Here is a 26004-nt window from a genome sequence, read left to right on the forward strand (position 1 = left end):
GAATCCTCCGGTCAGGCGTTCAAGGTGGCGAGGTTGCGCACGATGGCCTGCTGCCCCAATGCGATCTTGTAGGCGTTGTGGCGATAGGCTTTGGCGCCCTTGAGGGCGATGGCGGCGACTTTGTCGAGGGTCTGCGGCGTCAACGTTTGACCTTTGAGCGCCTGCTCGGCTTCAAGCGAGCGCCAGGGTTTGGTGCCGACACCGCCCAGCGCCACCCGCGCGTCACGCACAGTGTTGCCATCCATGACGACGATCACCGCGCTGGACGCCAGGGCGAACTGGTACGAGGCGCGATCTCGCAGCTTCAGGTACGCAGACTTGTTGCCGGCCAGCGGCGCGGCGAGCACCACGTGGGTGATCAACTCATCGTCCAGCAGCGCGTGTTCTTTCCACGGCGTCGCACCGGGCAGCAGGTGGAAGTCAGCGAAGTCCACGCTGCGCTTGCCCTTCGGCCCTTGCACCTCGACGGTCGCGCCAATGGCGACCATCGCCACGCACATGTCCGAAGGATGGGTCGCGATGCACTGGTCGCTGGTGCCGAGCACCGCGTGAACACTGCGATTGTGGCCGTCGATGGCCGCACAGCCCGAGCCCGGCTCGCGCTTGTTGCACGGTGAATAACCGTCGCGGAAATAGTTGCAGCGCACCCGTTGCATCACGTTGCCGGCGGTCGTGGCCTTGTTGCGCAGTTGAGTGGTGGCGCCGGACAGCAACGCCTGGGACAGCACGGCATAGTGCTCGACGATGTGCGGGTGATGGGCCAGTTCGGTATTGCTGACCAGCGCACCGATTCGCACGCTGCCGTCCTTCTGCACCTCGATCTCTTTGAGCGATAGGTGGTTGACGTCGATCACCTGATCCGCCGGCATGATGTCCAGCTTGACCAAGTCCAGCAATGTCGTGCCGCCGGCGAGGAAGAACGTGGTCGGGCTTTTCGCGTGGTTGGCCACCGCCTGTTCGACGCTGTTGGCGCGCACGTAATCAAAGGCTCTCATCAGCTCACCTCCTGGACTTTGATGCGCGCCGACTGGATCGCCGCGAGGATGTTCTTGTAGGCGCCGCAACGGCAGATGTTGCCGCTCATGGCTTCGCGCACGCTGTGATCGTCGGTGCCGATGTTTTTGTCTTTCAACAACGCCGCCGCGCTCATGATCTGCCCCGAGGTGCAATAGCCGCACTGGTAGGCATCGTGTTCCCAGAAGGCTTCCTGCACCGGGTGCAGCTTGCCGTTCTGCGCCAGGCCTTCAATGGTGGTGATGTCATCGCCTTCGTGCATTGCCGCGAGGGACAGGCATGAGTTGATCGCCACGCCGTTGACGTGGACGGTGCAAGCGCCGCACTGGCCGTGGTCGCAGCCTTTCTTGGTGCCAGTGAGTTGCAGGCGATCACGCAGCACATCAAGCAGCGCCGCGTTGGCCGGCAGGTTCAGCGTGTGGGCCTGACCGTTGACCTTGAGGGTCATGCGGCGTTCGTCGGGAGCGGGCGGGTCGATGTCATCGGCGACGGCGGCCTGGGCTTCCAGCGCCTGGGTCCAGATCGGCGCCGTGGCGGCAGCGAGGCTGGACACGCCGATGGACTTCAGGAAGTTGCGGCGGGACGGGACGGTAAAGGCCTTGAGGTCACAAGACAGTTCTTCTTTGTTGGGGCGATCAGGCTGATCGGTCATGAGCGGGTTCCTCGTCAGCGTTGGGTCAGACCTGGCGGCCGACGGTGGGCGGACGCGCGGGCAGGGACGGCAGGTGGAACGGCATGCGGTATGGCTGGGGCCAATGGCAGGCTTCAAAAGACGGCAGTCTTCAACGATAACCAATGCGCAGGCACTGCATTCGGTTGAATCCGTGCATGCACTTGTGAGTCGTGCTCTCTAATCCGTTGCGCTTGTGTCAGCAGCGAGGGCTGGCGCCTTGTCGGGATCAGGAAAGCAGGCGGTGCTGGCCATGGCTCAAGGGTTGTGACCGAAGCACCGGGGGATGGTTGCGGATATTTCTCGAGCGGAAAAATCTCAGGATGTTACAAGTGCCCAGGCCGCGGCATCCGGCCCGGGGACATTGAGCGTCAGGCGGCCGACGCTTCTTCTTTCAGGGTCGCCATGTCGATGACAAAGCGGTATTTCACGTCGCCCTTGATCATGCGCTCATAGGCTTCGTTGATGTCCTTCATGTGGATCATCTCGATGTCGGAGACGATGCCGTGCTTCGCACAGAAATCCAGCATTTGCTGGGTTTCCTGAATGCCGCCGATCAGCGAGCCGGCAATGCTGCGGCGCTTGAAGATCAGGTTGAACACGCCTGGCGACGGGTGCGGCTGATCCGGCGCGCCGACCAGGGTCATGGTGCCGTCGCGCTTGAGCAGGTTCAGGAACGGGTCAAGGTTGTGCGGTGCCGCCACGGTGTTGAGGATGAAGTCGAGCTGATTGGTCTGGGTCGCCATTTCATCGGCGTTTTTCGACACGATCACTTCATCGGCGCCCAGGCGCAGGCCGTCTTCGCGCTTGTTCGGCGAGGTGGTGAACAGCACCACGTGGGCGCCCATGGCGTGGGCGATCTTCACCGCCATGTGACCGAGACCGCCCAGCCCGACAACGCCCACCTTCTTGCCCGGGCCGACGTTCCAGTGGTGCAGCGGCGAGTAGGTGGTGATCCCGGCGCAGAGCAACGGCGCAACAGCGGCGAGGTTGTCGCTGTGGGAAATCTTCAGGACGAACTTCTCTTTCACCACGATCTTGTCGGAGTAGCCACCGAAGGTGTTCTCGCCGCCAAATACCGGGCCATTGTAAGTGCCGGTGAAGCCGTTTTCGCAGTATTGCTCTTCGCCTTCCGCGCAGGACGCGCAGTGCTGGCAGCTGTCGACCATGCAGCCGACGCCAGCGAGATCGCCGACCTTGAAGTGGGTGACGTTGGCGCCGACTGCGGTGACCTTGCCGACGATCTCGTGGCCTGGCACCGACGGATACAGCGTGTTGTTCCACTCGTTGCGCGCGGTGTGCAGGTCCGAGTGGCAGACGCCGCAGAACAGGATGTCGATCTGCACGTCATCGGCGCCCGGCTCGCGGCGTTCGATCTGCAACGGAGCCAGCTTGTCAGTGGGTTTTTGCGCGGCGTAGCTGTAAGTCTTGATCATGGGGTGATCATCTCCAGTGGGGCAAAAAGACGGGTAACAGCAATCAGTGACAGGCGAGGGCGCGCAAAGGTCAATGCCGAAACATGAAACCGTCACTGCCGGGCTGTTTGACGAGCCGTGTGAATAGAGTGCCGGGTTAAATCTTTCCGTTTGCGGGCCGCTATAGGGCTGTGCAGCGTGTGATTTCAATAAATGTCGTGGAATACAGTTTTTTCGTCGCGAATAGACCGCAAATCCGAATAAGCCGCTTGCAACCTTCTGTCACACCCCATGAAGATAGCTCAGTCCGACGCTGGCAATGGAGCGCCTATGAATTCCCCACTTTCCACCCTCTCCGGGTACACGCCGATTGCCGACGAGCGGATCTCCGCACCCGGCGATAACGGCCTGTCGGCCGTGGGGGGATTGACCGAGGAGAGTTCGCTGGACGCCTTGCTGCGCGCCGCACGCGAGGCTGCACCGGAGTTGAGCTGGGCCGCTTACCGTGCCGGCCAGCAAATGCACCTGTTGGGGCAGGGCAGTTCCGCCACGGACTGGCCGACGTTGATACCCCGTGAAGAATTCGACGGCTACTGCCGCAAGCACCATTTGCAGCGTTGGGTGACCGGCCATGGCGAGTCCGCGCTGGGCTGGCTGTTGATGCCGGACGCGCACTCCGACGATCCGTTTTTCGCCGAGCTGGCCGGGCGTCTGGGCCTGCGCCTGCAGACCGATGCGCTGGCCCGGGCCCAGGCCACCCAGCGGGTGCTCTATGAAATCACCTACCTGGCCAGCTCGACCCGTGACCGTTCGGCGTTTCTGCAAGGCGTGCACAAGCAGCTCTCGACCCTGATCGACGCGGAAAACTTCTACCTGGCGCTCTACGAAAGCCACAGCGGCAAAATCACTTACCCCTATTACATCGACATCACCGACCTCGACGCTCTCGAGGCGGAAACCTACGAGTTTCTCGATCCCGAGCGGCTGTCCATGACCGGTTATGTGCTGACCACCGAGCAGGCGCTGTTCGTCGATGCCGCCGCCATCGAGCGGGCGCGGGCGCTGGATCGGTTTCATTGCGTGGGCCATCGCCCGGAATTCTGGATGGGCGCGCCGCTGAAAAACGCCTCCGACGACGTGTTCGGCATGCTGGCGATGCAGGTCTATGACGTCGCCCGGGTCTACAGCGTCGAGGATCAGGAGCTGTTTCTGGTGGTGGCCCGCCACGTGGCCATGGCCCTGGACCGCATTCTGCACCGCGCGCAACTGGAAGAAACCGTCGCCCGCCGCACCCTTGAGCTGTCCCGCCTCAATGACGCCCTGCGCAACGAGGTGGCCGATCGTGAACGCGCCGAGCACTTGCAGAGCGCGCTGTTCCAGATCACTGAGCTGTCCAGTCAACCCGGCGACATGACCGACCTGTTCAAAAGCCTGCACGGCATCGTCGGCGAACTGCTGTTTGCCCTGAACTTCTATATCGCGCTGTTCGACGACGCCACCGGCGAGGTGACCTTCCCGTACTACGTGGACGAACGCCTGACCCGCCGCCCCGACCCGCGCCGTGGCGAGCGTGGCTTTACTGAATACGTCATCCGCCAGCGCCGGCCGTGCCTGATCGACGGCGCGGAGGCCCGCTGGCTGGAAAGCATCGGCGAGATCACCCTGCAGAACGAGGTCAACCGTTCCAGTTCATGGCTGGGCATTCCGCTGTTCGACGGCGACGTGGTTCGGGGCGTGCTGGCAGTGCAGAGCTACACCTCCCATGTCAGCTACTCGTTGCGCGATCAGGAGCTGCTGACCTTCGTCTCCCGCCACATCGACACGGCACTGTCCCGGCGTAGCGCCGCCGAGGCCATTCACACCGCCAACCTGCGCCTGGAAGCGCGGGTTCAGGACCGCACCCGGGAGCTGGACTACGCCAACGCCAAGCTGCAACACGAAAACGCCCACGACGCGCTGACCGGACTGCCCAACCGCAGCCATTTGCAGCAGCGCCTGAGAGACGCGTGGGAGAAATTCTCCCAGAAGGGCGAGGAACTGGCGGTGATGTTCATCGACCTCGACCGCTTCAAGATGGTCAATGACAGCCTCGGCCATCACTCGGGCGATCTGCTGCTGATCCAGGCCGCCGACCGCTTGCGCCACTGCATGCGAGACAGCGACTTGCTCGCCCGGCTGGGCGGCGATGAATTCGCGGTGCTGGCTTACGCCGCGCCGCCTGACGTCACCGTGGCGATTGCCGAGCGCATCCTCCTCGCCTTCGATGTGCCGTTCTACATCGACGGCCACGCGGTGTTTTCATCCTGCAGCATCGGCGTGGTCGGCGCCGACCTGCAGTTTCACAGCGAGCCGGCGGACCTGTTGCGGGACGCCGACACGGCCATGTACCGGGTCAAGAATGCCGGGCGCGACAGCTACGCGGTGTTCAACCAGGAAGTGCGCCGCGAGGTGTCCGACCAGATGGAGCAGGAGACCGCGCTGCGCAACGCCCTCAAGCGCACCGACGAACTGCTGCCGTATTTCCAGCCGATCATCGATGTGGCCAGCGGCCGGATACTGGCCCTCGAAGCGCTGATCCGCTGGCGTCAGGCCGATGGCCGTATCGTAGCGCCGGGTCAGTTTCTGCCGGCGCTGGAAGGTCTGCGCCTGATCGGCCGTCTGGACCTCTACATGCTGCAGCAGGTGGTGGCGATTCTTGCCCATCCCGACCATGCCCATTGGCCGACGGTGCACGTCAACTGTTCCAGCTACAGCATCACCCGCCCGGAGTTTTCCAGCGAAGTCCTCGGTTTGCTGAGCCAGCACGGGGTGGCGCCGTCGCGCATCTGCCTGGAACTCACCGAAGGCGCGCTGGTGGCCGAGCCTGAACTGGCGCGTCAAGCCATGAAGCACTTGGCGGACAACGGCGTCTCGGTGGTGCTCGATGACTTCGGCGCCGGGTTCTCGTCCCTCAGTTACGTGCACCAGTACCACTTCAGCGGGCTGAAAATCGACAAGTCCTTCACCCTGGAACTGACCACCAGCTCCCGCAGCCGGGCCATCGTTCGCGCTATCGTGCGCATGGCCGAATCCCTGGGGCTGACGGTGGTGGCGGAGGGCGTGGAAGACGCCGCGACCCTGGACCTTCTGCGGGACATGGGCGCGGGTCAGGCTCAGGGTTACTACTTCTCGATGCCGGTGCCCCAGGACAGGCTGGATTTGAGCGCGTTGCGGTAAACGGCGCGAATTAACGTCTCAGCATTTTCCTCAGTGCGCTCACGACATCCCTTTTGCACTGCTCCGTCAGGGCGCCGGGGTGGAAGTCGAACATGTGTGGCACGCCGGGGTAAACGTGCAGCTCGACTGGAACTCCGCTGCGAGAGAGCTTGCCGGCCCACGCCATGTCCTCATCCAGGAACAGGTCCAGCGCACCGACGGCGATAAAGCTCGGCGGCAGGTGACTCAGGTCATCAGCCAGCGAGGGGGAAAACAGCAGCGCGCGGTCATCGTCGCAGAGGTACTCGCCCCGGTAGCACTGCCAGCAGAATTGATTGGCCTCCCGGGACCAGCTGAACCTGCCCGCGCCAGGGTTTTGCACGGGAGCCCCAGGGGTGCCAGTGCGGTGGTCGAGCATCGGATACATGAGCACCGAGCCGGCGATGGAAATGTCACCACGGTCACGGGCGAGCAGGGTCAGCGCCGCTGCCAGTCCGCCGCCCGCGCTGTGGCCCATGATCACGATGCGTTTGGGATTCACGCCCAGCGCAGCCTGCTGGTGGAGCAGCCACTGGAGGCTGCGATAGCAGTCTTCCAGCGGGGCAGGAAAGGGATGCTCGGGGGCGAGCCGGTAATCGACGGCGACGATCAGCGCGCCTGACTCACTGGCCAGATCCGCCAGGTAGTCGTCGGCCATTTCCGGGCACCCCAACACGAATCCCCCGCCGTGCACGTACAGAATCGCAGGGAGGTCATGGGCGTCAGCGCTGTGGTCAGGGCGGTAAAGGCACAGCCGCAGGTCGTTGCCGTTTGCAGGTTCACGGACCCAGTGCTGTTCGCCGCGAGCGAGGTCCGCGGGTTTGAACGCAGCGTGGATGCGTGTGCGAATGGCGGCGAGGTTGTCCCGGCTCCATTCGCTGGACACCTCGTCGCGGAAGAAACGGTACTCGGGATCCAGCAACTTATCGGGGTCCACACAAACCTCCTGAGCGAAGACGGGGGACTGGAAAGCCCCCGTTGTTCCGCGCTTACAGCCACGCCTTGATACGCGAGCACACCGCCGGGGTGGAAATTCCATAGCGGTCATGCAGCGTCGGCAGGGCGCCGGCGTCGAGGAAGGCGTCGGGCAGGGCGATCTGCCGGAACGTCGGGGTGACTCCGTTACGCAACAGCACCGTCGCCACCGCTTCACCCAGCCCGCCGATGATCGAATGGTTTTCCGCCGTCACCACCAACCGTCCGGGTTTTCGCGCTTCGGCGAGAAGGGTCTGCTCGTCCAGCGGCTTGATGGTCGGCACGTGCAGCACTGCTACGTCGATGCCATCGGCCTGCAACGCCTTCGCCGCTTCCAGCGCGCGCATGGTCATCAGCCCCGTGGAGATGATCAGCACATCGTTGCCGGTGCGCAGGGTCTTGGCCTTGCCGATCTCGAAGGTGTAGCCGTATTCGTCGAGCACCAGCGGAACGTTGCCGCGCAACAGGCGCATGTACACCGGGCCCTGATGCGCTGCGATGGCTGGCACCGCTTGTTCGATTTCCAGCGCGTCGCAGGGGTCGACGATCATCAGATTGGGCATGGCCCGGAAGATTGCCAGATCGTCGGTTGCCTGATGGCTCGGGCCGTACCCAGTGGTGAGGCCGGGCAATCCGCAGACGATTTTGACGTTGAGGTTTTCTTCGGCGATGGCCATGCAGATGAAGTCGTAGGCCCGCCTCGACGCGAATACCGCGTACGTAGTGGCGAAGGGCACGAAGCCTTCGCGGGCCATGCCGGCTGCGGCACTCATCAGCAACTGCTCGGCCATGCCCATCTGGTAAAAGCGCTGCGGGTGGGCCTTGGCGAAAATGTGCAGATCGGTGTATTTCGACAGGTCGGCGGAGAGCCCGACGATGTCCGTGCGCTGCTCTGCCAGGGCGGCCAATGCATGGCCGAAGGGTGCCGGGCGCGTGGCCTGGCCTTCTGAGGCGATCGAGGCAATCATCGCCGACGTGGTCAGGCGCTTCTTGCCGGGCTCGTTGTGGGTCAGTGCGCTCATGCCGTTCTCCCGATTTGCAGGTTTTCCAGTGCCAGGTCCCACTCATTTTCATCGACGCGAATGAAGTGGGTTTTCTCGCGCGTCTCCAGAAACTCCACGCCTTTGCCCATTTTGGTGTCGCAGATGATTACCCGCGGTTGCGCGCCGACATGGTTGCGTGCGGCATCGAAGGCGGTGACCAATGCCTCGATGTCATTGCCGTCCACGCGCTGGGTGAACCAGCCGAAGGCCTGCCAGCGGTCAACGATAGGTTCGAACGCCAGCACCTCGCTGGAATGGCCGTCGGCTTGCTGATTGTTGACGTCGATGATCGCGATGAGGTTGTCCAGCTTCCAGTGCGATGCGGACATCGCCGCTTCCCAGGTCGAGCCTTCGTTCAGTTCGCCGTCGGAAAGCAGGTTGTAGACGAAGGAGGCGGCCTGCTTGCGCTTGAGCCCCAGACACGCGCCGACGGCGATGCCCAATCCGTGGCCCAGCGAGCCTCCGGTGATTTCCATGCCCGGCGTGTACGCCGCCATTCCCGACATGGGCAGGCGGCTATCGTCGGCGCCGTAGGTTTCCAGCTCGTCCACGGGGATGATCTCGGCCTCGATCAACGCGGCGTACAGCGCGATGGCGTAGTGACCGATGGACAGGTAAAAGCGGTCGCGGCCTTCCCATTCCGGGTCCCGGGGCTGGTAGCGCAAGGCGTGGAAGTAAGACACGGCGAGCAGATCGGCCGCGCCCAATGCCTGCCCGACATAACCCTGGCCCTGAACCTGGCCCATGCGCAGGGCGTGGCGTCTGATATTGAAGGCGCGCTGGGCCAGCGACAGCGCCGATTGATGTGATGGACTGATGTTCATGTGAGTGGCTTCTCTTTATTAGCGATTGACGGACGCGGCGGGGATGCGCAACACCAGCAGGGCGCCGATGCACAACACGCCGGTAATCAGGTACATGCCGATGGCGCTTGAGCCCGTGGAGGTGGTGATCCAGCCGATCAGGTACGGCGAGCAGAAGCCGGCGAGGTTGGCGAAGCTGTTGATCCCGGCGATCCCTGCGGCGGCGGAAACGCCGCCCAGCAGCGTGGTCGGCAGCATCCAGAACAGTGACGAGGCCGAAAGCACACCGGAGGCGGCGAGGCACAGGCTGAGCACCGACAGCAGCAGATTGCCGCCCAGTAGCGCCGCCAGCGACAGGCCGATGGCGCCGGCGATCATCGGGGCCACCAGATGCCAGCGCCGCTCGCGGTGCTTGTCGCCGCTGCGGCCCATCAACAGCATGGCCGCGATGGCGCACATGTACGGCAAGCTGGTGAGCAGGCCGATGTGCAGCGGATCAGCGACGCCGGCGTTACGGATCAGCGTCGGCAGCCAGAAGGTGATCGCGTACTGACCCATGACCACGCAGAAATAGATGCACGCCAGCATCCACAGGCGCCGATCGCGAATGAATTCCCCGACTGACGCGTGGGTGACTTTCTGGCTGTTGTCCTCGGCCAGCTCCTTGTTGACCAGCTCCTTTTCCTCGTCGTTGAGCCAGGTGGCCTGGTGCACGCCGTCCTTGAGGTAGCTCAGTACCAGCAGCCCGACGAGGAGGGTGGGAATGGCTTCGATGACAAACATCCACTGCCAGCCGGCCCAGCCGTGCACCCCGGCGAAACGGGTCATGATCAGCCCGGACAGCGGCCCGCCGATCATTCCCGACAGCGGGATGGCGATGAACCACAGCACGGTCATTCGCGCCCGGCGATAGGACGGAAACCAGTAGGTCAGGTACAACAGCAGACCCGGCGCCAGGCCGGCTTCGGCGATGCCCAGCAGAAAGCGCAGGCCGTAGAACTGCCAGGCGGTTTCAACGAAGGCGAAGAGGGCGGAGATGATGCCCCAGGAAATCATGATGCGGGCAATCCAGCGGCGGGCGCCGACCCGGTGCAGGATCAGGTTGCTCGGCACTTCGCAGAGAAAGTAGCCGAGGAAGAACATGCCGGCGCCGAGTCCGTACACCGCTTCGCTCAGGGCCAGGTCGTTCATCATCTGCAGCTTGGCGAAGCCGACGTTGACCCGGTCCAGGTAGGCGCACAGATAGCACAGCATCAGGAATGGCATCAGCCGCCAGGCGGTTTTGCGGTAAGCGTTGGTGCGGACGGAAACGACCGCATCCAGGGAGAGGGTAGTCATGATGGTCTGATCTCTTGTTTTTATGGTCAGCTGCGGCTGAAACGTCGATTCAGAACAGCGCCGACGACCTCGGCCGGCGCAGAAAACATCAATGAATGAGCATGCCGCCGTTCACGTCCAGGGTGATGCCGGTCAGGTAGGACGACAGGTCGCTTGCCAGAAACAGCGCGGCGTTGGCGACATCCTGCGCCGCGCCCAGTCGGCCCAGCGGGATGCCGTCGATGATGGCGTGGCGGCGCTCGTCCTGCATCAGGCCGCCGGTAATGTCGGTGTGGATCAGGCCCGGCGCAATGGAGTTCACGCGCACGTTGTCCGGGCCCAGTTCCCGAGCCATGGCTTTGGCCAGGCCCAGTACGCCGGCCTTTGCTGCGCTGTAGTGAGGCCCGCCGAAAATGCCGCCGCCACGTTGTGCCGAGACCGACGACATGCAGACGATGCTGCCGGATTTTTGCTCGCGCATCAGCGCAATCACCGCCTGGGACATCAGCAAGGTGCCGCGCAGGCTGACGTCGAGCACTTTGTCGTAGTCGCCGGGGCGAATATCGAGGGTCTTGAGGGGCTGGGTGATGCCGGCGTTATTGATCAGTACGTCGATGTGGCCAAAGTGCTCGATGACCCGCGCGACGGCCTGTTTCACCTGCGCCTCGTCGGCGACATTGGCGGCAAGGCCCAGATGACCTTCGCCCAGTGAAGCGGCGGCGTCGCGGGCGGCGGATTCGTCTAGGTCGAGGATGACCACGCGGGCGCCGTGTTGGGCGAAGGTGGCAGCGGTGGCCCGGCCAATACCGCGAGCAGAGGCAGCGCCGGTGATGATTGCAATTTTGCCTTGAAGGAGCATGGGCGTGATCTCGTGTGATTATTGTTATGGGCTGGATCAGCGGGAAGCGAACTTTTTCGCTGTCCGACTTTTCTGGCCAGGTCAGCTTGTGCTCCGTGCCAGGGGTGAGCAATGACGCAAAAGTCATTGGATGCTGAAAAAAATTCAGCACTCGTCACGACCTGTGCCGGGTGATTGAATGGCGGGCCTGGAGATAACAACAACAAACGTGGAGCCATGTCCCCATGAAGCGTATCGACGAAGCCCCGCCCAGCGTGCCACCGCTGAAAGCCATTCAGGCCTTTGAGCAGACCGCGCGCTTTGGCAACGTTGCACGGGCGGCGGAAGTGCTGGACCTGACGCCCTCGGCGGTCAGCCATCAACTCGCCAGGCTGGAAGCGATGATTGGCCGTCAGCTGTTCGTGCGCGCGGCGCGCGGCGTCACCCTGACCCCGGTGGGCGAGCAATACCTGAAGGATATTTCCGGGTTGTTGCACAGCCTGGCCATCGCCACGGAGCGGGCGGGTAGCGACGTCAGCCTCGACTGCCTGCGGCTGCATTCCTCACCCAGCTTCGGGCTGCTTTGGTTGATGCCGCGACTGGAAGCCTTTCGCCTGAGCCACCCCGACATTCAGATCAATCTGTCGTGTTCCTACGAGTCGCTGCATTTCAGTCGCGACAAGATCGACGTCGACATTCGCCACGGCGAGCCCAACTGGCCGAGCTTCGAAGTGCGCACGGTGCGCAACGAAACCTTCGCCGTACTGGCTTCACCCAAGTTCATTGAAACGCGTCCGGTCGCTCAGGCCTCCGATCTGCTGGACCGCGATTTGATTCTCTCGGAAGCGACGCTGCTGCGCTGGCCGGCCTGGTTCGCCCAGCATGGTCTGGCGCGTCCGGAAAAACCCTATGCGCTGAGCTTCGATCGCTCTTACATGACGCTCGAGGCCGCCAGCCACGGTTTGGGTTTCGCGCTGGAAAGCACGCTGCTGGCACAGAAATATCTGGCGAGCGGGGCGTTGGTCGAGGTGGCGCCTGAAGCGCTGTCAGCGCCGGTCGCGGCGCATCATCTGGTGTTCCCGAAAGCGCACTCCGGCTTTCCCAGGGTGCGGCGATTTCTGGAGTGGATGGAGAAGGAGTTGGGGCATGGGTTTGTGTTTTGAGAGGTCAACTGCTGACCGCGGCTACACGTCTGTAATGTGTATCTGTGATCGCGCCTCTCATCGCAGTACGATGAAACATTCCGCAACATTTCTCTTTGCCGCGAGTCAACGCTACATCTCCCTGCAAAGAATTGTTCATGAAGACTCCTCGACCGTCCGCCCGCCTCAAGCCACTCAACGAATTACGCAATCTGAAAATGGCCCGTTCCGCCCACGCCTATGTGCGCGGCAGCACGGTGCAGTTTTACGAATGGCTGCACAGCCAGTCGGGCCGACGTCTGCCCAGCGGTCCGCCGGTGTGGATTTGCGGCGACTGTCACGCCGGTAATCTCGGGCCGACCGGGGATTCCAAAGGGCGCATCGACATTCACATCCGCGATCTGGATCAGACGGTGATTGGCAACCCGGCCCACGACCTTGTGCGCCTGGCGCTGTCCCTGGCCACTGCGGCCCGGGGTTCCGATCTGCCTGGCGTCGCCACCGCCAGAATGCTCGAAGAGATGATGCAGGGTTACGAGCTGGCGTTCGAAGATGGTGCCGACGAGGAGCCCGCACGCCCGGCGCAGGTGAAGGCGGGGATGCGCAGCGCGGTTCAGCGGACCTGGAAGCACCTTGCCCAGGAGCGTATCGAAGACACCCGGCCGACCATTCCGCTGGGCAAGCATTTCTGGTCGTTGTCCCGCGATGAGCGTCATGGCCTGAAAGACCTGTGCGCGACGCCGGAGATTCATGCGCTGGTCACCTCGCTGAAGGGCCGATCCAAGGAAGACCGCGTCGAGATGCTCGATTGTGCCTACTGGGTGAAGGGTTGCAGTTCGCTGGGTCTGCTGCGTTATGCGGTCCTGTTGAGCGTGGGCGATGACGAAGATCAGGAGTATTGCCTGCTCGACGTCAAGGAGGCTGTCGCTGCCGCCGCGCCGCGCACCCCTCGCGCGGGCATGCCTCGGGACAATGGCAAGCGCGTGGTGGAAGGCGCTCGGCATCTGTCGCCAGGGCTGGGTAATCGCATGATCGCTACGCGCATGCTCGATCACGGCTTCTTCGTCCGCGAGCTGTTGCCCCAGGACATGAAGCTTGAGCTTGATCAACTGAGCGAGCGCGAAGCCATGAAAGCCGCCGGTTACCTGGCCCGCGTCGTCGGCCTGGCCCACGCCCGGCAAATGGACCTCGCCACGCGTTCGTCGTGGATGCGCGAACTGCAGCTCAACCGCTCGCAGACACTGGATGCGCCGTCGTGGCTGTGGAGCAACGTCGTGCATCTGGTGGGCAGCCACGAGCAGGGCTATCTGGAGCATTGCCGGCGGTATGCGCTGGAGAATTGATTCGCCCCGGAAAATCGATTCGGACGGGAGCGCGCCCTTGACCTCGACTTAGGTGGAGGTTCGAGACTGGGCGCTCCCACGTTCAGGATCATTCCCATGCCGCAAACCCACCTTGCTTCACCCTTCGCGTTGTCCAACCCGCCAGGCTTGTATGATCCGGCCCCCAATGCGTATTCCCATCTCGCCGCCGTGAGCCCTAACGCCGAGTGGCTGTTCATCGCCGGGCAGGGCGGTGAGGATGCCCAAGGTCAGCTGTCCCCGGTCTTCGCCGAACAGGCAGCCCAAGCCATATCCAACGTCCGCACCGCCCTGCAATCCCGCGGGGCCGACCTTCAGCACATCCTCAAACTGACGCTGCTGATCGTTGATCACACGGAGGAACGGTTGCGCATGTGGGTCGAGGAGGCGGATCGGGCATGGGCCGGTCATATGAAGCCGGTGTGCACACTGATCCCGGTACCCCGCCTGGCATTGGACGGGATGCAGATCGAGATCGAAGCGGTGGCGGCGCGCATGCCTAACGGGTGAACGATAGTTCGTCAGATGCGCGCGCTGGTAGGACCGGCTTCAGCCCGGAAGAGGCCAGTGTGAGCGCCGTCAATTCTGCAGCGTGACTGCCGACGCCTTCCCGGCTAAAGCCGGTCCCACTATGAGTACGCGGTTTGATTAGTGGGACCTGCTTTAGCCGGGAAGAGGCCAGTGTGAGCACCCTCAATTCTGCAGCGTGACTGCCGACGATTTCCCGGCTAAAGCCGGTCCCACTATGAGTACGCGGTTGATTAGTGTGACCGGCTTCAGCCGGGAAGAGGCCAGTGTGAGCACCCTCAATTCTGCAGCGTGGCTGCCGACGCCTTCCCGGCTAAAGCTGGTCCCACTATGAGTACGCGGTTGAATAGTGGGACCGGCTTCAGCCCGGAAGAGGCCAGTGTGAGCACCCTCAATTCTGCAGCGTGGCTGCCGACGATTTCCCGGCTAAAGCCGGTCCCACTATGAGTACGCGGTTGATTAGTGTGACTGGCTTCAGCCGGGAAGAGGCCAGTGTGAGCACCATCAACTCTGCAGTGTGACTGCCGGCGCTTTCCCGGCTGAAGCTGGTTCCACTATGAGTACGCGGTTGATTAGTGGGACCTGCTTTAGCCGGGAAGAGGCCAGTGTGAGCACCATAATTTTTGCAGCGTGACTGCCGACGCCTTCCCGGCTAAAGCCAGTCCTACAGCTGAATGCTCAATCCCCGGACGCCACCGCTTCACCGGCACACCGCGGAAGCCTCACTGTGAAGGTCGTGCCTTCCACCGCGTCGGAGACCACGGACACATCACCCCCATGGGCCCGGGCGATCTCGCGGACGATAAACAACCCCAACCCTACGCTTCGCAGCTCGGCGTCCACATCCACGCCGCGAGTCAGCGGCTCGAACAGACGGGTGCGCTGCACTTCGGGAATGACCGGGCCGAAGTTATGCACGGCAATCACCACCGTCCCGGCCTCCAGCGCGGAAGTAATGGTCACCGGTCTGGCAATGTCCCCATACGCCACGCTGTTCGCCGTGAGGTTGCCGATCACCTGAAACAGACGGTCGTTATCCAGCGCCACGAGCCCCGTGCCATCCGAGCAGTGCGCCAGTTCCGCGCGGGGGAAAGCAACACGCAGTTCATCAACGCAATGGCCGATGAAGGTGTGCAGATCGACTTCCGTGGGGTTGACGCTGATGCCGCGCCCGACCCGGATCACCGTCAGGTCGAGCAGGTCGGCGATCATCCGGGTGGCGCGCTGCACCGAATCGCCGACCTGCTTGAACAACCGGGTTTCCTGGGCCGTGCGTTCACCGCGAGCGAGCAGGTCGGTGGCCATCTTGATCGCGGTGAGGGGGTTCTTCAGGTCGTGGCTGACGATCGCCACCATCTGTTCGGCAAACGTGGCGCGTCGCTGGGCGGTTTTGTAAGCCTCATTGAGTTCCGCCTGGGCCTGACGCAACGCAGCCTCGGCGGCGGTTTTTTCCTGCAGCAGCTCTTCCGCCGCCTTGCGTGCCTTGAGCAGCTCGCGCTCGTATTTGTCTCGGTCAGCGGTGCCGAAAAACGCCAGCTCGTTGTAGACCTTGCCTTCATGCTCCCGGCGCACGCCGTTGAGCAGCATGATGATCTGGCGACGGTCGCGATGAACAATGCTCAACTTGACCTCCGCCACCGAGCCCTGCAAGCGCATCAACGGCGCCCAGTGGGTCTGGTGGAAGATGCGCCCGCCGACCGTGAGCAGGTTTTGGAAAAGCATGCCGCTCAGCTCGTCGCCGGTGTAGCCCAGCCAGTCGCAGAACGTGCGGTTGGCGCGCAGGATCCGCCCGTCTTCGTCGGTGACCACCAGACCGCACGGCGCGCCTTCGAACAGTTCGACGACGTCCGGTGCTGCCGCGAAATCACTCGGCATTGAGGCTGACCCACCGCCCGAGGAACGCATCGATCGCATCGGAACAGGCGGCGGGCGCACTCAAGTGAGGGCAATGGCCGACATTATCGACCAGCTTCAGGGTGCTGTTGGGCAACGCGGCGTGCAGGTATTCACCGACGGCAACCGGGGCGATGAGGTCGTCGGTCGATTGCAGGATCAGCGTCGGCGTGGTCAGGCCGGCGACGTCCTTGCGGTTGTCCGAGAGAAACGTGACGCGGGCAAACTGCTTGGCGATCTCCGGGTCAGTGCGGCAGAAACTGTTGGTCAGCTCTTCGCCCAGCGCCGGTTGACCCGGTGCGCCCATGATCACCGGGGCCATGGTGCTCGACCAGCCAAGGTAGTTGCTGTCGAGGGTATCGAGGAGCGAATGCACGTCCTCTTCGGAGAAGCCGCCGACGTAATCGCCGGAGTCCACGTAGCACGGGGAGGGGCCGATCATCACGTGGGCGGCGATCAGCCCTGGGGCCTGTCGGTCCGCCAGTACGCCGATCATCGCGCTGACCGAGTGGCCGACGATGATCACCGGGCCCGTGCCGAATTCGCGGACGAGTTCCGCGAGGTCGTGGGCGTAGCCGTTCAGCGTGGCGTATTTCTGGGGATCGTAGGCTTCGATGGCCGAATTGCCAGCGCCCACCAGATCGTAAAGTACGACGTTGAAGCGGTCGGCGTAATGGGGGCTGATCAAGCGCCACATGGCCTGATCGCAACCAAATCCATGGGAAAAAATCAGGGTCGCCCGGCCGTCACCCATGACGTGCACGTTGTTGCGCTGCTGAAGGTTCATTGAGTGTCCGGACAATGGCGGTGGGCGCGAGTGGTGCCGAGCCTATAGGGTTATCCGGGATAAATCACCTGCAAAACCCATAACAGGCGAACCGGCCGGACCGCTTGCTGGTAAATTGGCGCACGCTTCATTTGTTGAGCCATTATTGGCGCCAAAAAGGGTAATTCGCGCGGGCAGGCCGGTCCTTATCCCCGACGCTTATTCTTGTTCAATCTTTCCTGCTGAAGGGATTTACACCATGCGGCAATTTGCGGCCCTCGCTCTGTTTCTCAGTCTCAATGCCTTCGCACATGACGCGCCCCAGCCGGTCGCCAAATGGACGCTGCTCGACCAGTTCGACAAGGCCTACACGCTGGACGACCAGGCCCAGGTGCTCTTGATCGCCCGCAGCATGTCGGCGGCGAAGATGGTCAACGCCGCCCTTGAAGAGGGTCCCGAAGGTTACCTGGAGCAGCGCCACGTGGTGTACGTGGCGGACATCGAGAAGATGCCCTCGCTGGTGAAGATGGTGGCGGTCCCGGCGATGCGCTCGGCCAAGTACCGAATCCTGCTGGACCGCGACGCCCGTGTCGCCTCGGCGTACGACGGCGACCGCGACACCGTGCAGTGGCTGACGCTGAAAAACGGCGCGGTCATCCGCCAGGAACGATTCTCCGACGGCGAACAACTCAAGCAGGCCATCGCAAAACTGGGTTCGCAATCGGCTAGCCGTTGACCGCGGCTTTCTCGAAGATCAGCCGCAGGTAGCCGGCGATGGTCGAGGCGTCGCCGTAGACCTCACGCAAGGCCTGCTCGGCGCTGGACAGGTGCAGCACCAGTTGGCGCCTGACCTTGTCCTCGCCGTACAGCGAAACGAACGTGGATTTGCCGTCGTCCTTGCCTTGATCCTTGTCGCTGTCGGCGCAGCGGTCGCGCAGATCGTCGTACATCTGGAAGGCCTGGCCCAGCTCCATGGCGAAATTCTGCAGCAGCGGCCGCTGGTCTTCCCGGGCGCCGCTGATCAGCCAGGCCATGTCCATGATCGCGCCGAACAGCACGCCGGTTTTCAGGTTGTTGGTCAGGGCGATCTCGTCCGCGTCGCGGCTGTGCTGGCCGTCGCGCAGGTCCTGGAACTGCCCGCGCACCAGGCCTTGCATGCCGACCGTATTGGCCAGCACTTCGACCAGCTCGGTGCGGGTGGTGGCGGCCAGATCACTGATGGTGGCGACGACACCGAACGCACGGCTGAGCAGGGCGATGGCGGTCAGAATCGCCACGTCCTCACCGAACTTCAGGTGAACCGTGGGCTGACCGCGCCGCAGCGACGCGTTGTCCATGCACGGCATGTCGTCGAGCACCAGCGATGCGGCGTGGATCATCTCGACGGCGCAGCCCAGGTCCACGGCCTGTCGCCTGATCGTGCGGCTGTTTTCGCGGCCGTCCTCAACCAGTCCTTCGGCAGCGAGCACCAACAGCACCGGGCGCATGCGCTTGCCCGGTGCCAAAGTCGATTCGCGCATGGCCAGCGCCACCAGGTCGCGCTCGTTGCCGGACTCGGGCAGCAGCTCGGAGAGCCGCGTTTCGATGGCCGCCCGGACGTCTCCCAGTCGCCCGGCAAAGCCCGATTTGATTGTTGTGTCGAGGTTACCTGCCATCGGTCTTTCCCTATGCTTTAGCGGTAAAACTGTTCGTCGCGGAGCGGTTCGGCGTGCGAGACCGGTCATCACGGAACGACTGCTGTTTCTTAATGCCTCAAGATACGGCAAAGTTGTACAGGAAAATCGGCTTTGTACAAGATTCCGTATGCAGAAGACCGTATAGCCCGTTCAATAATTCAGCTGCAGGGAGCGAGTATGACTCACAGCGATATGGGTCGTCGCAAAGACGATCACCTTGATATCGTGCTGGACCGACGCGCCAGCGTGCGTTCCTCCTTCTCCGGACTGGACGACATCCGTTTCGAACACTGTGCGCTGCCGGAGTTGAATCTGGACGACGTTGACGTCAGCAGCTCACTGCTGGGCATTGCCTTGCGCGCGCCGCTGCTCATCAGTTCCATGACCGGCGGGGCCGACCGGGCCACCGCGATCAACCGTCATCTGGCCGAAGCCGCCCAGGAGCTGGGCATCGCCATGGGCGTCGGGTCGCAGCGGGTGGCCTTGCAAAGCGGCGGTGATCAGGGCCTGACCCGCGAACTGCGGCGTCTGGCGCCGGACATCGCGCTGCTGGGCAACATCGGCGCCGCGCAGCTGATCGAGCCTGACGGCCTGGACATGGCTCGTCGTGCGGTCGACATGCTTCAGGCCAATGCGTTGATCATTCATCTGAATCCGTTGCAGGAAGCGGTTCAGGCCGGCGGCGACCGGCGCTGGCAGGGCATTCTCGAAGCGATCCACCGCGTGGTGCTGGATGTCGGCGTGCCGGTGGTGGTCAAGGAAGTGGGCGCGGGCCTGTCTGTCGATGTGGCGCAGGCGCTGGTGCAAGCCGGGGTGCACGTGCTGGACATCGCCGGGCTTGGCGGCACCAGTTGGGCGGCGGTCGAGGCCGAGCGCGCCGAGAACCCGGCCGATCGCGAAGTTGCCATGGCGTTTGCGCAATGGGGCATTCCGACCGCCGTCAGCCTGGCCATGGTCCGCCAGGCACTGCCGGACGCGCCGCTGATCGCATCCGGCGGCATTCACAATGGCATCGACGTGGCCAAGGCCATTCGTCTGGGCGCCGATGTCGTCGGTCAGGCCGCAGGCGTGCTGCGCAACGCGACCCTGTCGACGGCTGCAGTCATCGAACACTTCGACATTGTCATCCGCCAGCTGCGCATCGCCTGTTTCTGCACCGGCTCGGCTGACCTTCGCGCGTTGCGCAGCGCCCGGTTGCTGGCGCCCAACACCCTGCAGACGTTGCTCTCATGACGCATTTTGCCGTCGTGGCGCCAGCGTTCTACAGCCACTTTCAAGGGTTTCAGGCGTTGGCCGGGACATTGATCGACCGCGGTCATCAGGTGACCTTTTTCCAGCAGGCCGACGCACGGCGCTGGCTGACCGACCCGCGCATCGGCTTTCATGCCCTCGGCGCCCTCAGTCATCCGCCGGGCAGCCTCGAAGCGGCGCTGCGCCGTGCCGCCTGTTCGAATAATCCGCTGCGCCTGCGCCGGGTGATCCGCGACCTGTGCGACACCACCCGCATGCTGTGCGCCGAGCTGCCGTCTGCGCTGGCGGTGCGGCAGATCGAGGCCTTGCTCTGCGATCAGATGGAAGCGGCAGGCGGGATGGTCGCCGAAGGGCTGGGCTTGCCATACGTGTCGGTGGCCTGCGCCTTGCCGGTCAACCGCGAGCCGCAACTGCCGCTGCCGGTGATGCCCTTTGCCTACGCCACCGATGAACGCAGTCAGCCTATGTATGAAGGCAGCCGCAAGGTGTACGACTGGTTGATGAGGCCGTTGAGCAAGGTGCTGCGTGATGCGTCACGCCGACTGGCCATCGAGCCCCGCGACGGCCTGCATGAATGCCTTTCACCCTACGCGCAGATCAGCCAGACCATCCCCGGTTTCGATTTCCCCCGTCAGCATCCGCCTGTGAATTTTCACGAGGTCGGGCCGCTGCGGGCGGCTCAAGCCGAACAACAGGGCGAGTGGCCGATTGACCCTGAGCGGCCGTTCATCTTCGCCAGTCTCGGCACGCTGCAGGGCAGTCGTTTTGACATGTTCAAGCGCATCACCACGGCCAGCCGACAATTGAACGCGCAGTTGCTGGTCGCCCATTGCGGCGGGCTCGATGCCCGGCAGGAGCAGCGCCTGATCAAGGCCGGCGCGACCTGGGTGACCGACTTCGCGCCGCAACAATGGGCGCTGCAACACGCCGATGCGGTGGTGACCCATGGCGGCTTGAACACGGTGATGGACGCCATCGTCGCGCGCACGCCGATGCTGGTCATGCCCATCGCCTTCGATCAGCCGGGCGTGGCGTCCCGGGTTACCCACGCCGGCATTGGTCTGCAACTGCGGCGCGGCGCCGGGGCAGGGCAGATCCGCGAGCGACTGACGCAACTGCGCGGGCTGTCCACCGAACCTTTTGATCAACTGGCGACCGAACTGGCCCAGGCTGGCGGCACGTCTCGCGCCGCCGACATTGTCGAAGCCGTGGTGCGCACGGGCGAGCCGGTGCTGGCGAGGCAGTTGCCATGACGTATGACTTGATTCTCGCTGGCGGCGGACTGGCCAACGGGCTGATCGCCTGGCGCCTGAAGCAGCTGCGGCCGGAGCTGTCCGTGCTGTGCATCGAAGAGCAGACGCACCTGGGCGGCAACCACACCTGGTCCTACCACGAAGGCGACCTCACGGCCGAGCAGCATCAATGGCTGCAGCCGCTGGCGGTGCAGCGCTGGGCGACCTATGACGTGCACTTCCCGCAACGTTCGCGGCGGCTGAACAGTGGCTACGCCAGCATTACGTCGGAACGCTTTGCCGAGGTCATCGAGCCCGCCCTGGGCGATACGCTGCTAACCGGTCGACGCATCACCGAACTGACCCCGCGCACCGTCGTGCTGGACAGCGGCGAGCGGCTTCAGGCCAGCGCGGTGATCGACGGCCGCGGCGTGCAGGCCACGGCGCACATGGTGTTGGGGCAGCAGGCATTTCTGGGTCAGTTGCTGCGCTTGAAGGTGCCCCACGGCCTGACCGCGCCGATCATCATGGACGCCCGCGTCGCGCAGAGTGAGGGCTATCGCTTCGTCTACGTGCTGCCTTTTTCGGCCGACACCCTGCTGATCGAAGACACCCACTACGTGGATCACCACTCGTTTTCCGCCGAGCAGCTTCGTCAGCACATCGCCGATTACGCTGCCGCCCATGGCTGGGAGATTGCCGAGTGCCTGCGCGAAGAGCAGGGCGTGCTGCCGATCACCCTGGCCGGGGATTTCGCCGGCTTCTGGCGCGAGGCGGCGGGGCAGCCGCGATCCGGTTTGCGCGCCGGACTGTTTCATTGCACCACCGGCTATTCGCTGCCCCATGCCGTGCGGCTGGCGGAGTGGATCGCTGCTCAACCAACGCTGGATGCCGACTCACTGGACGCAGGCATCCGCGCCATCGCGCAGGAAGCCTGGCACTCCCAGCGTTTCTATCGGCTGCTGAACCGCATGCTGTTTCTGGCCGGACGTCCGTCGAATCGCTGGCAGGTGATGCAGCGGTTCTACGGCCTGTCCGAAGGCCTGATCAGCCGTTTCTACGCAGGCCGCAGCACCCTGGCCGACAAGCTGCGCGTGCTGACCGGAAAACCGCCCGTGCCGATCAACGAGGCTGTCACAGCCGCTGCCCGTTACTTACCCAAGCATCACCTGCCTAAGCATCATGAGAATTGACATGACCCAAGCAAAAACCGCAATTGTGATTGGTGCCGGTTTCGGCGGCCTGGCCCTGGCCATCCGGCTTCAGGCGGCGGGCGTGCAGACGACGCTGCTGGAAAAACGCGACAAGCCCGGCGGCCGCGCCTACGTCTACGAAGATCAGGGTTTCACCTTCGACGCGGGGCCGACGGTGATCACCGACCCGACGGCCATCGAAGAGCTGTTCACCGCGGCCGGCAAATCCATCAAGGATTACGTCGAGTTGCTGCCGGTGTCGCCGTTCTATCGCCTGTGCTGGGAAGACGGGACGAAGTTCGATTACGCCAACGATCAGCAGTCCCTGGACACCCAGATTGCCGCGATGAACCCCAAGGACGTCGCCGGCTATCAGCGCTTTCTGGCGTACTCCAAAGCGGTGTTTCAAGAGGGTTATCTGAAGCTCGGGGCGGTGCCGTTTCTGTCCTTCCGCGACATGGTTCAGGCCGGCCCGCAGCTGGCGAAGTTGCAGGCGTGGCGCAGCGTGTATTCGATGGTGTCGCAGTTCATCGAGGACGACAAACTGCGTCAGGCGTTTTCCTTTCACTCGCTGCTGGTCGGTGGCAACCCGTTTGCGACGTCCTCCATTTACACGCTGATTCACGCCCTTGAACGGCAGTGGGGGGTGTGGTTTCCCAAGGGCGGGACCGGCGCGCTGGTGCAGGGCATGGTCAAGCTGTTCGAAGACATCGGCGGGCGTGTCGAGCTCAACGCCGATGTCGCCAGCATTGACACCAGTGGCCAGAGAGTGACCGGCGTGCGGCTCAAGGATGGTCGGCAGATCAATGTCGACTGCGTGGCCTCCAACGCCGATGTCATGCACACCTACGCCGAGCTGCTCGGCGGCCATCCCCGCGGGGTCAAGGAGGGCGCACGGCTGAAAGGCAAGCGCTTCAGCAATTCGCTGTTCGTCATCCACTTCGGGCTCAAGCGCCCGCAGCCCCAGTTGCAGCATCACACCGTGTGCTTCGGCCCGCGCTACAAGGCGCTGATCCAGGAGATTTTCAAAGGCGCAGCGCTGGCCGAAGATTTCTCGCTGTACCTGCACGCGCCGTGCATCACTGACCCGAGCCTGGCGCCGCCGGGCTGTTCGAGCCATTACGTGCTGTCGCCGGTGCCGCACCTGGGCAATGCCGATATCGACTGGGAAGTGGAAGGGCCGCGTTATCGCGACCGGATTTTCGAGTACCTGGAAAAGCACTACATGCCGGGGCTGCGCGAAGATCTGGTCACCAGCCGCATCTTCACGCCGCAGGATTTCAAGGGAGAGCTCAACGCGCACCTCGGTTCGGCGTTTTCCCTTGAGCCGATCCTGCGCCAGAGCGCGTGGTTCCGCCCCCATAACCGCGACGCGAGCCTGAGCAATCTGTACCTGGTCGGCGCCGGCACACACCCGGGCGCCGGCGTGCCGGGCGTCATCGGTTCGGCCAAAGCCACGGCCGGGCTGATGCTGGAGGACCTGCACTCATGAGCGTCGCCGATCAGGCGCTGCTCGACCATGCCACCCAGAGCATCGAAGTCGGCTCGAAAAGCTTCGCGGCGGCGTCACGCCTGTTTGACCCGGTGACCCGGCGCAGCGCGGTGATGCTCTATGCGTGGTGCCGGCATTGCGACGACGTCATTGACGGTCAGGAAGCAGGGCATTCGGCGACGGTGGTCAGTCAGCAGGACGTCACCGAAAGACTGCAACGGCTGATCGCCCAGACCCACGCCGTGTACGCCGGGACGCCGACCCACAGTCCGGCGTTCGAGGCGTTCAGGGAGGTTGTCATGCGCCATGGCATCGAGCAGCGTTATGCCCTGCAGCATCTGGATGGCTTCGCGATGGACGTCAGCCAGCGCGAGTATCGACGCATCGAAGACACGCTGGAGTACTGCTATCACGTGGCCGGCGTGGTCGGCTTGATGATGGCGCAGATCATGGGCGTGAGTGACGAGGCTACCCTCGACCGGGCCTGCGATCTGGGCCTGGCGTTTCAGCTGACCAACATCGCCCGGGACATCGTCGAAGATGCCTCGGTGGGGCGCTGCTACTTGCCGGGGGACTGGCTGGATGAACTGGGCATTCCCCATGATCGCCTTGCAGCCCCGGAGCATCGTCCGGCGGTGGCGGTGCTGGCGAAGCGGCTGGTGGACATGGCCGAGCCGTATTACGAGAGCGCCAATGCCGGCCTGACCGCGCTGCCATGGCGATCGGCGTGGGCGGTGGCGACGGCGGGTTGCGTCTATCGGGAGATCGGCGTGAAGGTCAGGGAACGTGGCGCCCGGGCGTGGGATGCGCGGGTCTCGACCAGCAAGCTGGACAAGCTGCGACTGGTGTTGGTGGGGGCGTGGAAGGCTAGCGCGTCTCGAGGTCGGCAGTGGCCGGCGCGACCGGCGAACCTTTGGCAACGTCCGGGTCGGACTTGTGCAACGGGCCGTCATGCAAGCGTCGAAGCTGGGCGCGCAACCGAGTGACGCTCGGCGCGTAGAGAAAGCCGAACGACACGCAACGCTCTTTGCCCGATACCGCGTGATGCATCAAATGCGCCTGATACAGGCGCTTGAGATAGCCATTGCGCGGCACGTATTTGAACGGCCAGCGCTTGTGCACCAGACCATCGTGGGCGATGAAATACAGAAAGCCGTAAGCGGTCATGCCCGCGCCGATCCACTCCAGTGGGTGCGCGCCGGCAGTGCCCAGCGCAATCAGCACGATGGCGAAGCCGGCGAACACCACGGCATACAGATCGTTCTTCTCGAACCAGCCGGTTCTCGGCTCATGGTGCGACTTATGCCAGCCCCAGCCCCAACCGTGCATGATGTACTTGTGCGCAAACACGGCAAAGCCTTCCATGCCGATCACGGTTGCGAAAAAGACGAGGGCATTGATCATCGGGTTCATCCGCGGGGAGAGTCTCAACGTCAGACCGTAAAAGGGCCGACGGTGTTCGGTGCGTGATTGTCGCATGCCGATGGCTGAAGGCGGAGGTCGGTTTGTCAGTTGCTGGTTTGGGCGTGACCGTCCGTTGTTTTTGTAGCGTGACGTCTGCCGCCTTCCCGACTGAAGCCGGTCCCACTATCAGTCCGCGGTGTTCCAGTGGACTGCATTGCTTTTCGTGGGACCGGCTTCAGCCGGGAAGGGGCCGGTGTTAACACTCTCAATCTTGCGGTGTAACGCCCGACGCTTTCCCGGCTGAAGCCAGTCCTACAAGTCGAGCGTGATGCTTTTAGTGGGACCGGCTTTAGCCGGGAAGGGGCGGTTCGTGCGCCCTCGGTCTTCTGCCGATGCCGGTGCTTGGCACCGCGCGTCCACGTGGACTGAACTGTGCGCGCCACGTGGGGCCTCAGACTTACACTCGCTAAAGGAGGCCAAGGCCATGAACCACGACGAATTCAATCAATACGACGCAGAGCGCTTCCACGGTCAGGTCGCCGAGCAACTGGGCATCAGCGTGGAAGAGCTGAAAACCTGGATGATCAACGACATCGAGCGCGTCACCGAGGGCGGCGAGGAGGTGGGGCACATGGTGGTGTTCCGCGAGTCCACGCCCGATGAGGTGCTCGACAAGCTCAAGAATCCGCAGAGTCGTTATACGGCGATGACGGGTGTGATCAAGACCGAGTAAGCCATCGGCGTTCGCCAGAAATGG

At 63.4% G+C, this 26004-nt stretch carries 23 protein-coding genes; 11 read left to right on the forward strand and 12 right to left on the reverse strand.

Annotated features, from left to right (window positions below; translation table 11 throughout):
- Positions 1-11: 11 nt before the first annotated feature.
- From ACYASU_RS06255 to ACYASU_RS06265, 3 genes are all read right to left on the reverse strand, one after another.
- A complete protein-coding gene (locus tag ACYASU_RS06255) occupies positions 12-995 on the reverse strand; it encodes an FAD binding domain-containing protein (protein WP_463582289.1) in 984 nt (327 codons plus the stop codon).
- On the reverse strand, positions 995-1666 hold the full coding sequence (locus ACYASU_RS06260) for a (2Fe-2S)-binding protein (protein WP_463582290.1): 672 nt from the start codon (positions 1664-1666) through the stop codon (positions 995-997). Before ACYASU_RS06260 ends, ACYASU_RS06255 begins: the two co-directional genes overlap by 1 nt.
- Before the next feature lie 389 nt (positions 1667-2055).
- The gene (locus tag ACYASU_RS06265) at positions 2056-3120 is read right to left on the reverse strand and encodes an NAD(P)-dependent alcohol dehydrogenase (RefSeq protein ID WP_463582291.1); all 1065 of its coding nucleotides are present in this window, start codon (positions 3118-3120) and stop codon (positions 2056-2058) included.
- A 309-nt stretch (positions 3121-3429) separates the two neighbouring features.
- Here ACYASU_RS06265 and ACYASU_RS06270 point away from each other — a divergent pair, with 309 nt between their 5' ends.
- The gene (locus ACYASU_RS06270) at positions 3430-6315 is read left to right on the forward strand and encodes a sensor domain-containing phosphodiesterase (RefSeq protein ID WP_463582292.1); all 2886 of its coding nucleotides are present in this window, start codon (positions 3430-3432) and stop codon (positions 6313-6315) included.
- 10 nt (positions 6316-6325) lie between these two features.
- Here ACYASU_RS06270 and ACYASU_RS06275 read toward each other — a convergent pair whose 3' ends face one another.
- The 5 genes from ACYASU_RS06275 to ACYASU_RS06295 form a co-directional block, all read right to left on the reverse strand.
- The gene (locus ACYASU_RS06275) at positions 6326-7270 is read right to left on the reverse strand and encodes an alpha/beta hydrolase (RefSeq protein ID WP_463582293.1); all 945 of its coding nucleotides are present in this window, start codon (positions 7268-7270) and stop codon (positions 6326-6328) included.
- A gap of 52 nt (positions 7271-7322) precedes the next feature.
- Entirely contained in the window at positions 7323-8330 is a 1008-nt protein-coding gene (locus tag ACYASU_RS06280) for a transketolase family protein (protein WP_463582294.1), read from the reverse strand.
- Positions 8327-9175, reverse strand: coding sequence for a transketolase (locus ACYASU_RS06285; RefSeq protein ID WP_463582295.1), 849 nt, complete (start codon positions 9173-9175; stop codon positions 8327-8329). Before ACYASU_RS06285 ends, ACYASU_RS06280 begins: the two co-directional genes overlap by 4 nt.
- 18 nt (positions 9176-9193) lie before the next feature.
- Entirely contained in the window at positions 9194-10492 is a 1299-nt protein-coding gene (locus tag ACYASU_RS06290; RefSeq protein ID WP_463582296.1) for an MFS transporter, read from the reverse strand.
- 88 nt (positions 10493-10580) lie between these two features.
- Positions 10581-11330, reverse strand: a complete 750-nt coding sequence (locus ACYASU_RS06295; protein ID WP_463582297.1) for an SDR family NAD(P)-dependent oxidoreductase — start codon at positions 11328-11330, stop codon at positions 10581-10583.
- Between the two features lie 224 nt (positions 11331-11554).
- Here ACYASU_RS06295 and ACYASU_RS06300 point away from each other — a divergent pair, with 224 nt between their 5' ends.
- The 3 genes from ACYASU_RS06300 (at position 11555) to ACYASU_RS06310 (ending at position 14322) form a co-directional block, all read left to right on the forward strand.
- Complete coding sequence (locus ACYASU_RS06300) at positions 11555-12472, forward strand: LysR substrate-binding domain-containing protein (protein ID WP_463582298.1); 918 nt, start codon at positions 11555-11557, stop codon at positions 12470-12472.
- A gap of 137 nt (positions 12473-12609) precedes the next feature.
- Positions 12610-13794 carry a DUF2252 domain-containing protein gene (locus ACYASU_RS06305; RefSeq protein WP_463582299.1) on the forward strand — a complete coding sequence of 395 codons (1185 nt, stop codon included), beginning with the start codon at positions 12610-12612 and terminating at the stop codon, positions 13792-13794.
- Between the two features lie 96 nt (positions 13795-13890).
- Positions 13891-14322 carry a RidA family protein gene (locus ACYASU_RS06310; protein ID WP_463582300.1) on the forward strand — a complete coding sequence of 144 codons (432 nt, stop codon included), beginning with the start codon at positions 13891-13893 and terminating at the stop codon, positions 14320-14322.
- Positions 14323-15018: 696 nt separating this feature from the next.
- Here the strand turns inward: ACYASU_RS06310 and ACYASU_RS06315 are convergent.
- Both ACYASU_RS06315 and ACYASU_RS06320 read right to left on the reverse strand, forming a co-directional pair.
- Positions 15019-16215, reverse strand: a complete 1197-nt coding sequence (locus ACYASU_RS06315; RefSeq protein WP_463582301.1) for a PAS domain-containing sensor histidine kinase — start codon at positions 16213-16215, stop codon at positions 15019-15021.
- Positions 16205-17020 (reverse strand): alpha/beta fold hydrolase, encoded by an 816-nt coding sequence (locus ACYASU_RS06320; protein ID WP_346626331.1) that lies wholly within the window; start codon positions 17018-17020, stop codon positions 16205-16207. Before ACYASU_RS06320 ends, ACYASU_RS06315 begins: the two co-directional genes overlap by 11 nt.
- A gap of 238 nt (positions 17021-17258) precedes the next feature.
- Here ACYASU_RS06320 and ACYASU_RS06325 point away from each other — a divergent pair, with 238 nt between their 5' ends.
- Complete coding sequence (locus ACYASU_RS06325; protein WP_463582302.1) at positions 17259-17735, forward strand: hypothetical protein; 477 nt, start codon at positions 17259-17261, stop codon at positions 17733-17735.
- Here ACYASU_RS06325 and ACYASU_RS06330 read toward each other — a convergent pair.
- Positions 17725-18654 (reverse strand): polyprenyl synthetase family protein, encoded by a 930-nt coding sequence (locus ACYASU_RS06330; RefSeq protein ID WP_282373035.1) that lies wholly within the window; start codon positions 18652-18654, stop codon positions 17725-17727. The genes ACYASU_RS06325 and ACYASU_RS06330 overlap by 11 nt on opposite strands.
- 198 nt (positions 18655-18852) lie before the next feature.
- Between ACYASU_RS06330 and fni the strand changes: the two genes are divergently transcribed.
- The 5 genes from fni to crtB are packed head-to-tail and all read left to right on the forward strand — an operon-like array spanning position 18853 to position 24829.
- Positions 18853-19908, forward strand: a complete 1056-nt coding sequence (fni, locus tag ACYASU_RS06335; RefSeq protein ID WP_463582303.1) for a type 2 isopentenyl-diphosphate Delta-isomerase — start codon at positions 18853-18855, stop codon at positions 19906-19908.
- Positions 19905-21179, forward strand: coding sequence for a glycosyltransferase (locus ACYASU_RS06340; protein ID WP_463582304.1), 1275 nt, complete (start codon positions 19905-19907; stop codon positions 21177-21179). The genes fni and ACYASU_RS06340 overlap by 4 nt, the downstream gene beginning before the upstream one ends.
- Positions 21176-22351, forward strand: a complete 1176-nt coding sequence (crtY, locus tag ACYASU_RS06345) for a lycopene beta-cyclase CrtY (RefSeq protein ID WP_463582305.1) — start codon at positions 21176-21178, stop codon at positions 22349-22351. Before ACYASU_RS06340 ends, crtY begins: the two co-directional genes overlap by 4 nt.
- A 1-nt stretch (position 22352) precedes the next feature.
- Complete coding sequence (locus tag ACYASU_RS06350) at positions 22353-23843, forward strand: phytoene desaturase (RefSeq protein ID WP_463582306.1); 1491 nt, start codon at positions 22353-22355, stop codon at positions 23841-23843.
- Entirely contained in the window at positions 23840-24829 is a 990-nt protein-coding gene (crtB, locus tag ACYASU_RS06355) for a 15-cis-phytoene synthase CrtB (protein ID WP_463582307.1), read from the forward strand. The genes ACYASU_RS06350 and crtB overlap by 4 nt, the downstream gene beginning before the upstream one ends.
- On the opposite strand, the gene ACYASU_RS06360 is transcribed toward crtB, so the two are convergent.
- Entirely contained in the window at positions 24711-25256 is a 546-nt protein-coding gene (locus ACYASU_RS06360) for a sterol desaturase family protein (protein ID WP_463582367.1), read from the reverse strand. The genes crtB and ACYASU_RS06360 overlap by 119 nt on opposite strands.
- A 475-nt stretch (positions 25257-25731) precedes the next feature.
- On the opposite strand from ACYASU_RS06360, the gene ACYASU_RS06365 reads away from it, so the two are divergent.
- Entirely contained in the window at positions 25732-25980 is a 249-nt protein-coding gene (locus ACYASU_RS06365) for a hypothetical protein (RefSeq protein WP_346626323.1), read from the forward strand.
- The last annotated feature ends 24 nt before the right edge of the window (positions 25981-26004 follow it).

The sequence above is a fragment of the Pseudomonas sp. HP_12 genome (genome assembly GCF_055283955.1).

Excerpts from the sequence above, each read along its gene's own strand:
- ACYASU_RS06365 (WP_346626323.1), top strand. The coding sequence starts at position 25,732 with ATGAACCACGACGAATTCAATCAATACGACGCAGAGCGCTTCCACGGT.
- ACYASU_RS06260 (WP_463582290.1), bottom strand. The coding sequence starts at position 1,666 with ATGACCGATCAGCCTGATCGCCCCAACAAAGAAGAACTGTCTTGTGAC.
- ACYASU_RS06255 (WP_463582289.1), bottom strand. The coding sequence starts at position 995 with ATGAGAGCCTTTGATTACGTGCGCGCCAACAGCGTCGAACAGGCGGTG.
- ACYASU_RS06360 (WP_463582367.1), bottom strand. The coding sequence starts at position 25,256 with ATGAACCCGATGATCAATGCCCTCGTCTTTTTCGCAACCGTGATCGGC.
- ACYASU_RS06290 (WP_463582296.1), bottom strand. The coding sequence starts at position 10,492 with ATGACTACCCTCTCCCTGGATGCGGTCGTTTCCGTCCGCACCAACGCT.
- ACYASU_RS06305 (WP_463582299.1), top strand. The coding sequence starts at position 12,610 with ATGAAGACTCCTCGACCGTCCGCCCGCCTCAAGCCACTCAACGAATTA.
- ACYASU_RS06310 (WP_463582300.1), top strand. The coding sequence starts at position 13,891 with ATGCCGCAAACCCACCTTGCTTCACCCTTCGCGTTGTCCAACCCGCCA.
- fni (WP_463582303.1), top strand. The coding sequence starts at position 18,853 with ATGACTCACAGCGATATGGGTCGTCGCAAAGACGATCACCTTGATATC.
- crtB (WP_463582307.1), top strand. The coding sequence starts at position 23,840 with ATGAGCGTCGCCGATCAGGCGCTGCTCGACCATGCCACCCAGAGCATC.
- ACYASU_RS06340 (WP_463582304.1), top strand. The coding sequence starts at position 19,905 with ATGACGCATTTTGCCGTCGTGGCGCCAGCGTTCTACAGCCACTTTCAA.
- ACYASU_RS06325 (WP_463582302.1), top strand. The coding sequence starts at position 17,259 with ATGCGGCAATTTGCGGCCCTCGCTCTGTTTCTCAGTCTCAATGCCTTC.
- ACYASU_RS06330 (WP_282373035.1), bottom strand. The coding sequence starts at position 18,654 with ATGGCAGGTAACCTCGACACAACAATCAAATCGGGCTTTGCCGGGCGA.
- ACYASU_RS06285 (WP_463582295.1), bottom strand. The coding sequence starts at position 9,175 with ATGAACATCAGTCCATCACATCAATCGGCGCTGTCGCTGGCCCAGCGC.
- ACYASU_RS06295 (WP_463582297.1), bottom strand. The coding sequence starts at position 11,330 with ATGCTCCTTCAAGGCAAAATTGCAATCATCACCGGCGCTGCCTCTGCT.
- crtY (WP_463582305.1), top strand. The coding sequence starts at position 21,176 with ATGACGTATGACTTGATTCTCGCTGGCGGCGGACTGGCCAACGGGCTG.
- ACYASU_RS06265 (WP_463582291.1), bottom strand. The coding sequence starts at position 3,120 with ATGATCAAGACTTACAGCTACGCCGCGCAAAAACCCACTGACAAGCTG.
- ACYASU_RS06270 (WP_463582292.1), top strand. The coding sequence starts at position 3,430 with ATGAATTCCCCACTTTCCACCCTCTCCGGGTACACGCCGATTGCCGAC.
- ACYASU_RS06315 (WP_463582301.1), bottom strand. The coding sequence starts at position 16,215 with ATGCCGAGTGATTTCGCGGCAGCACCGGACGTCGTCGAACTGTTCGAA.
- ACYASU_RS06350 (WP_463582306.1), top strand. The coding sequence starts at position 22,353 with ATGACCCAAGCAAAAACCGCAATTGTGATTGGTGCCGGTTTCGGCGGC.
- ACYASU_RS06300 (WP_463582298.1), top strand. The coding sequence starts at position 11,555 with ATGAAGCGTATCGACGAAGCCCCGCCCAGCGTGCCACCGCTGAAAGCC.
- ACYASU_RS06280 (WP_463582294.1), bottom strand. The coding sequence starts at position 8,330 with ATGAGCGCACTGACCCACAACGAGCCCGGCAAGAAGCGCCTGACCACG.
- ACYASU_RS06320 (WP_346626331.1), bottom strand. The coding sequence starts at position 17,020 with ATGAACCTTCAGCAGCGCAACAACGTGCACGTCATGGGTGACGGCCGG.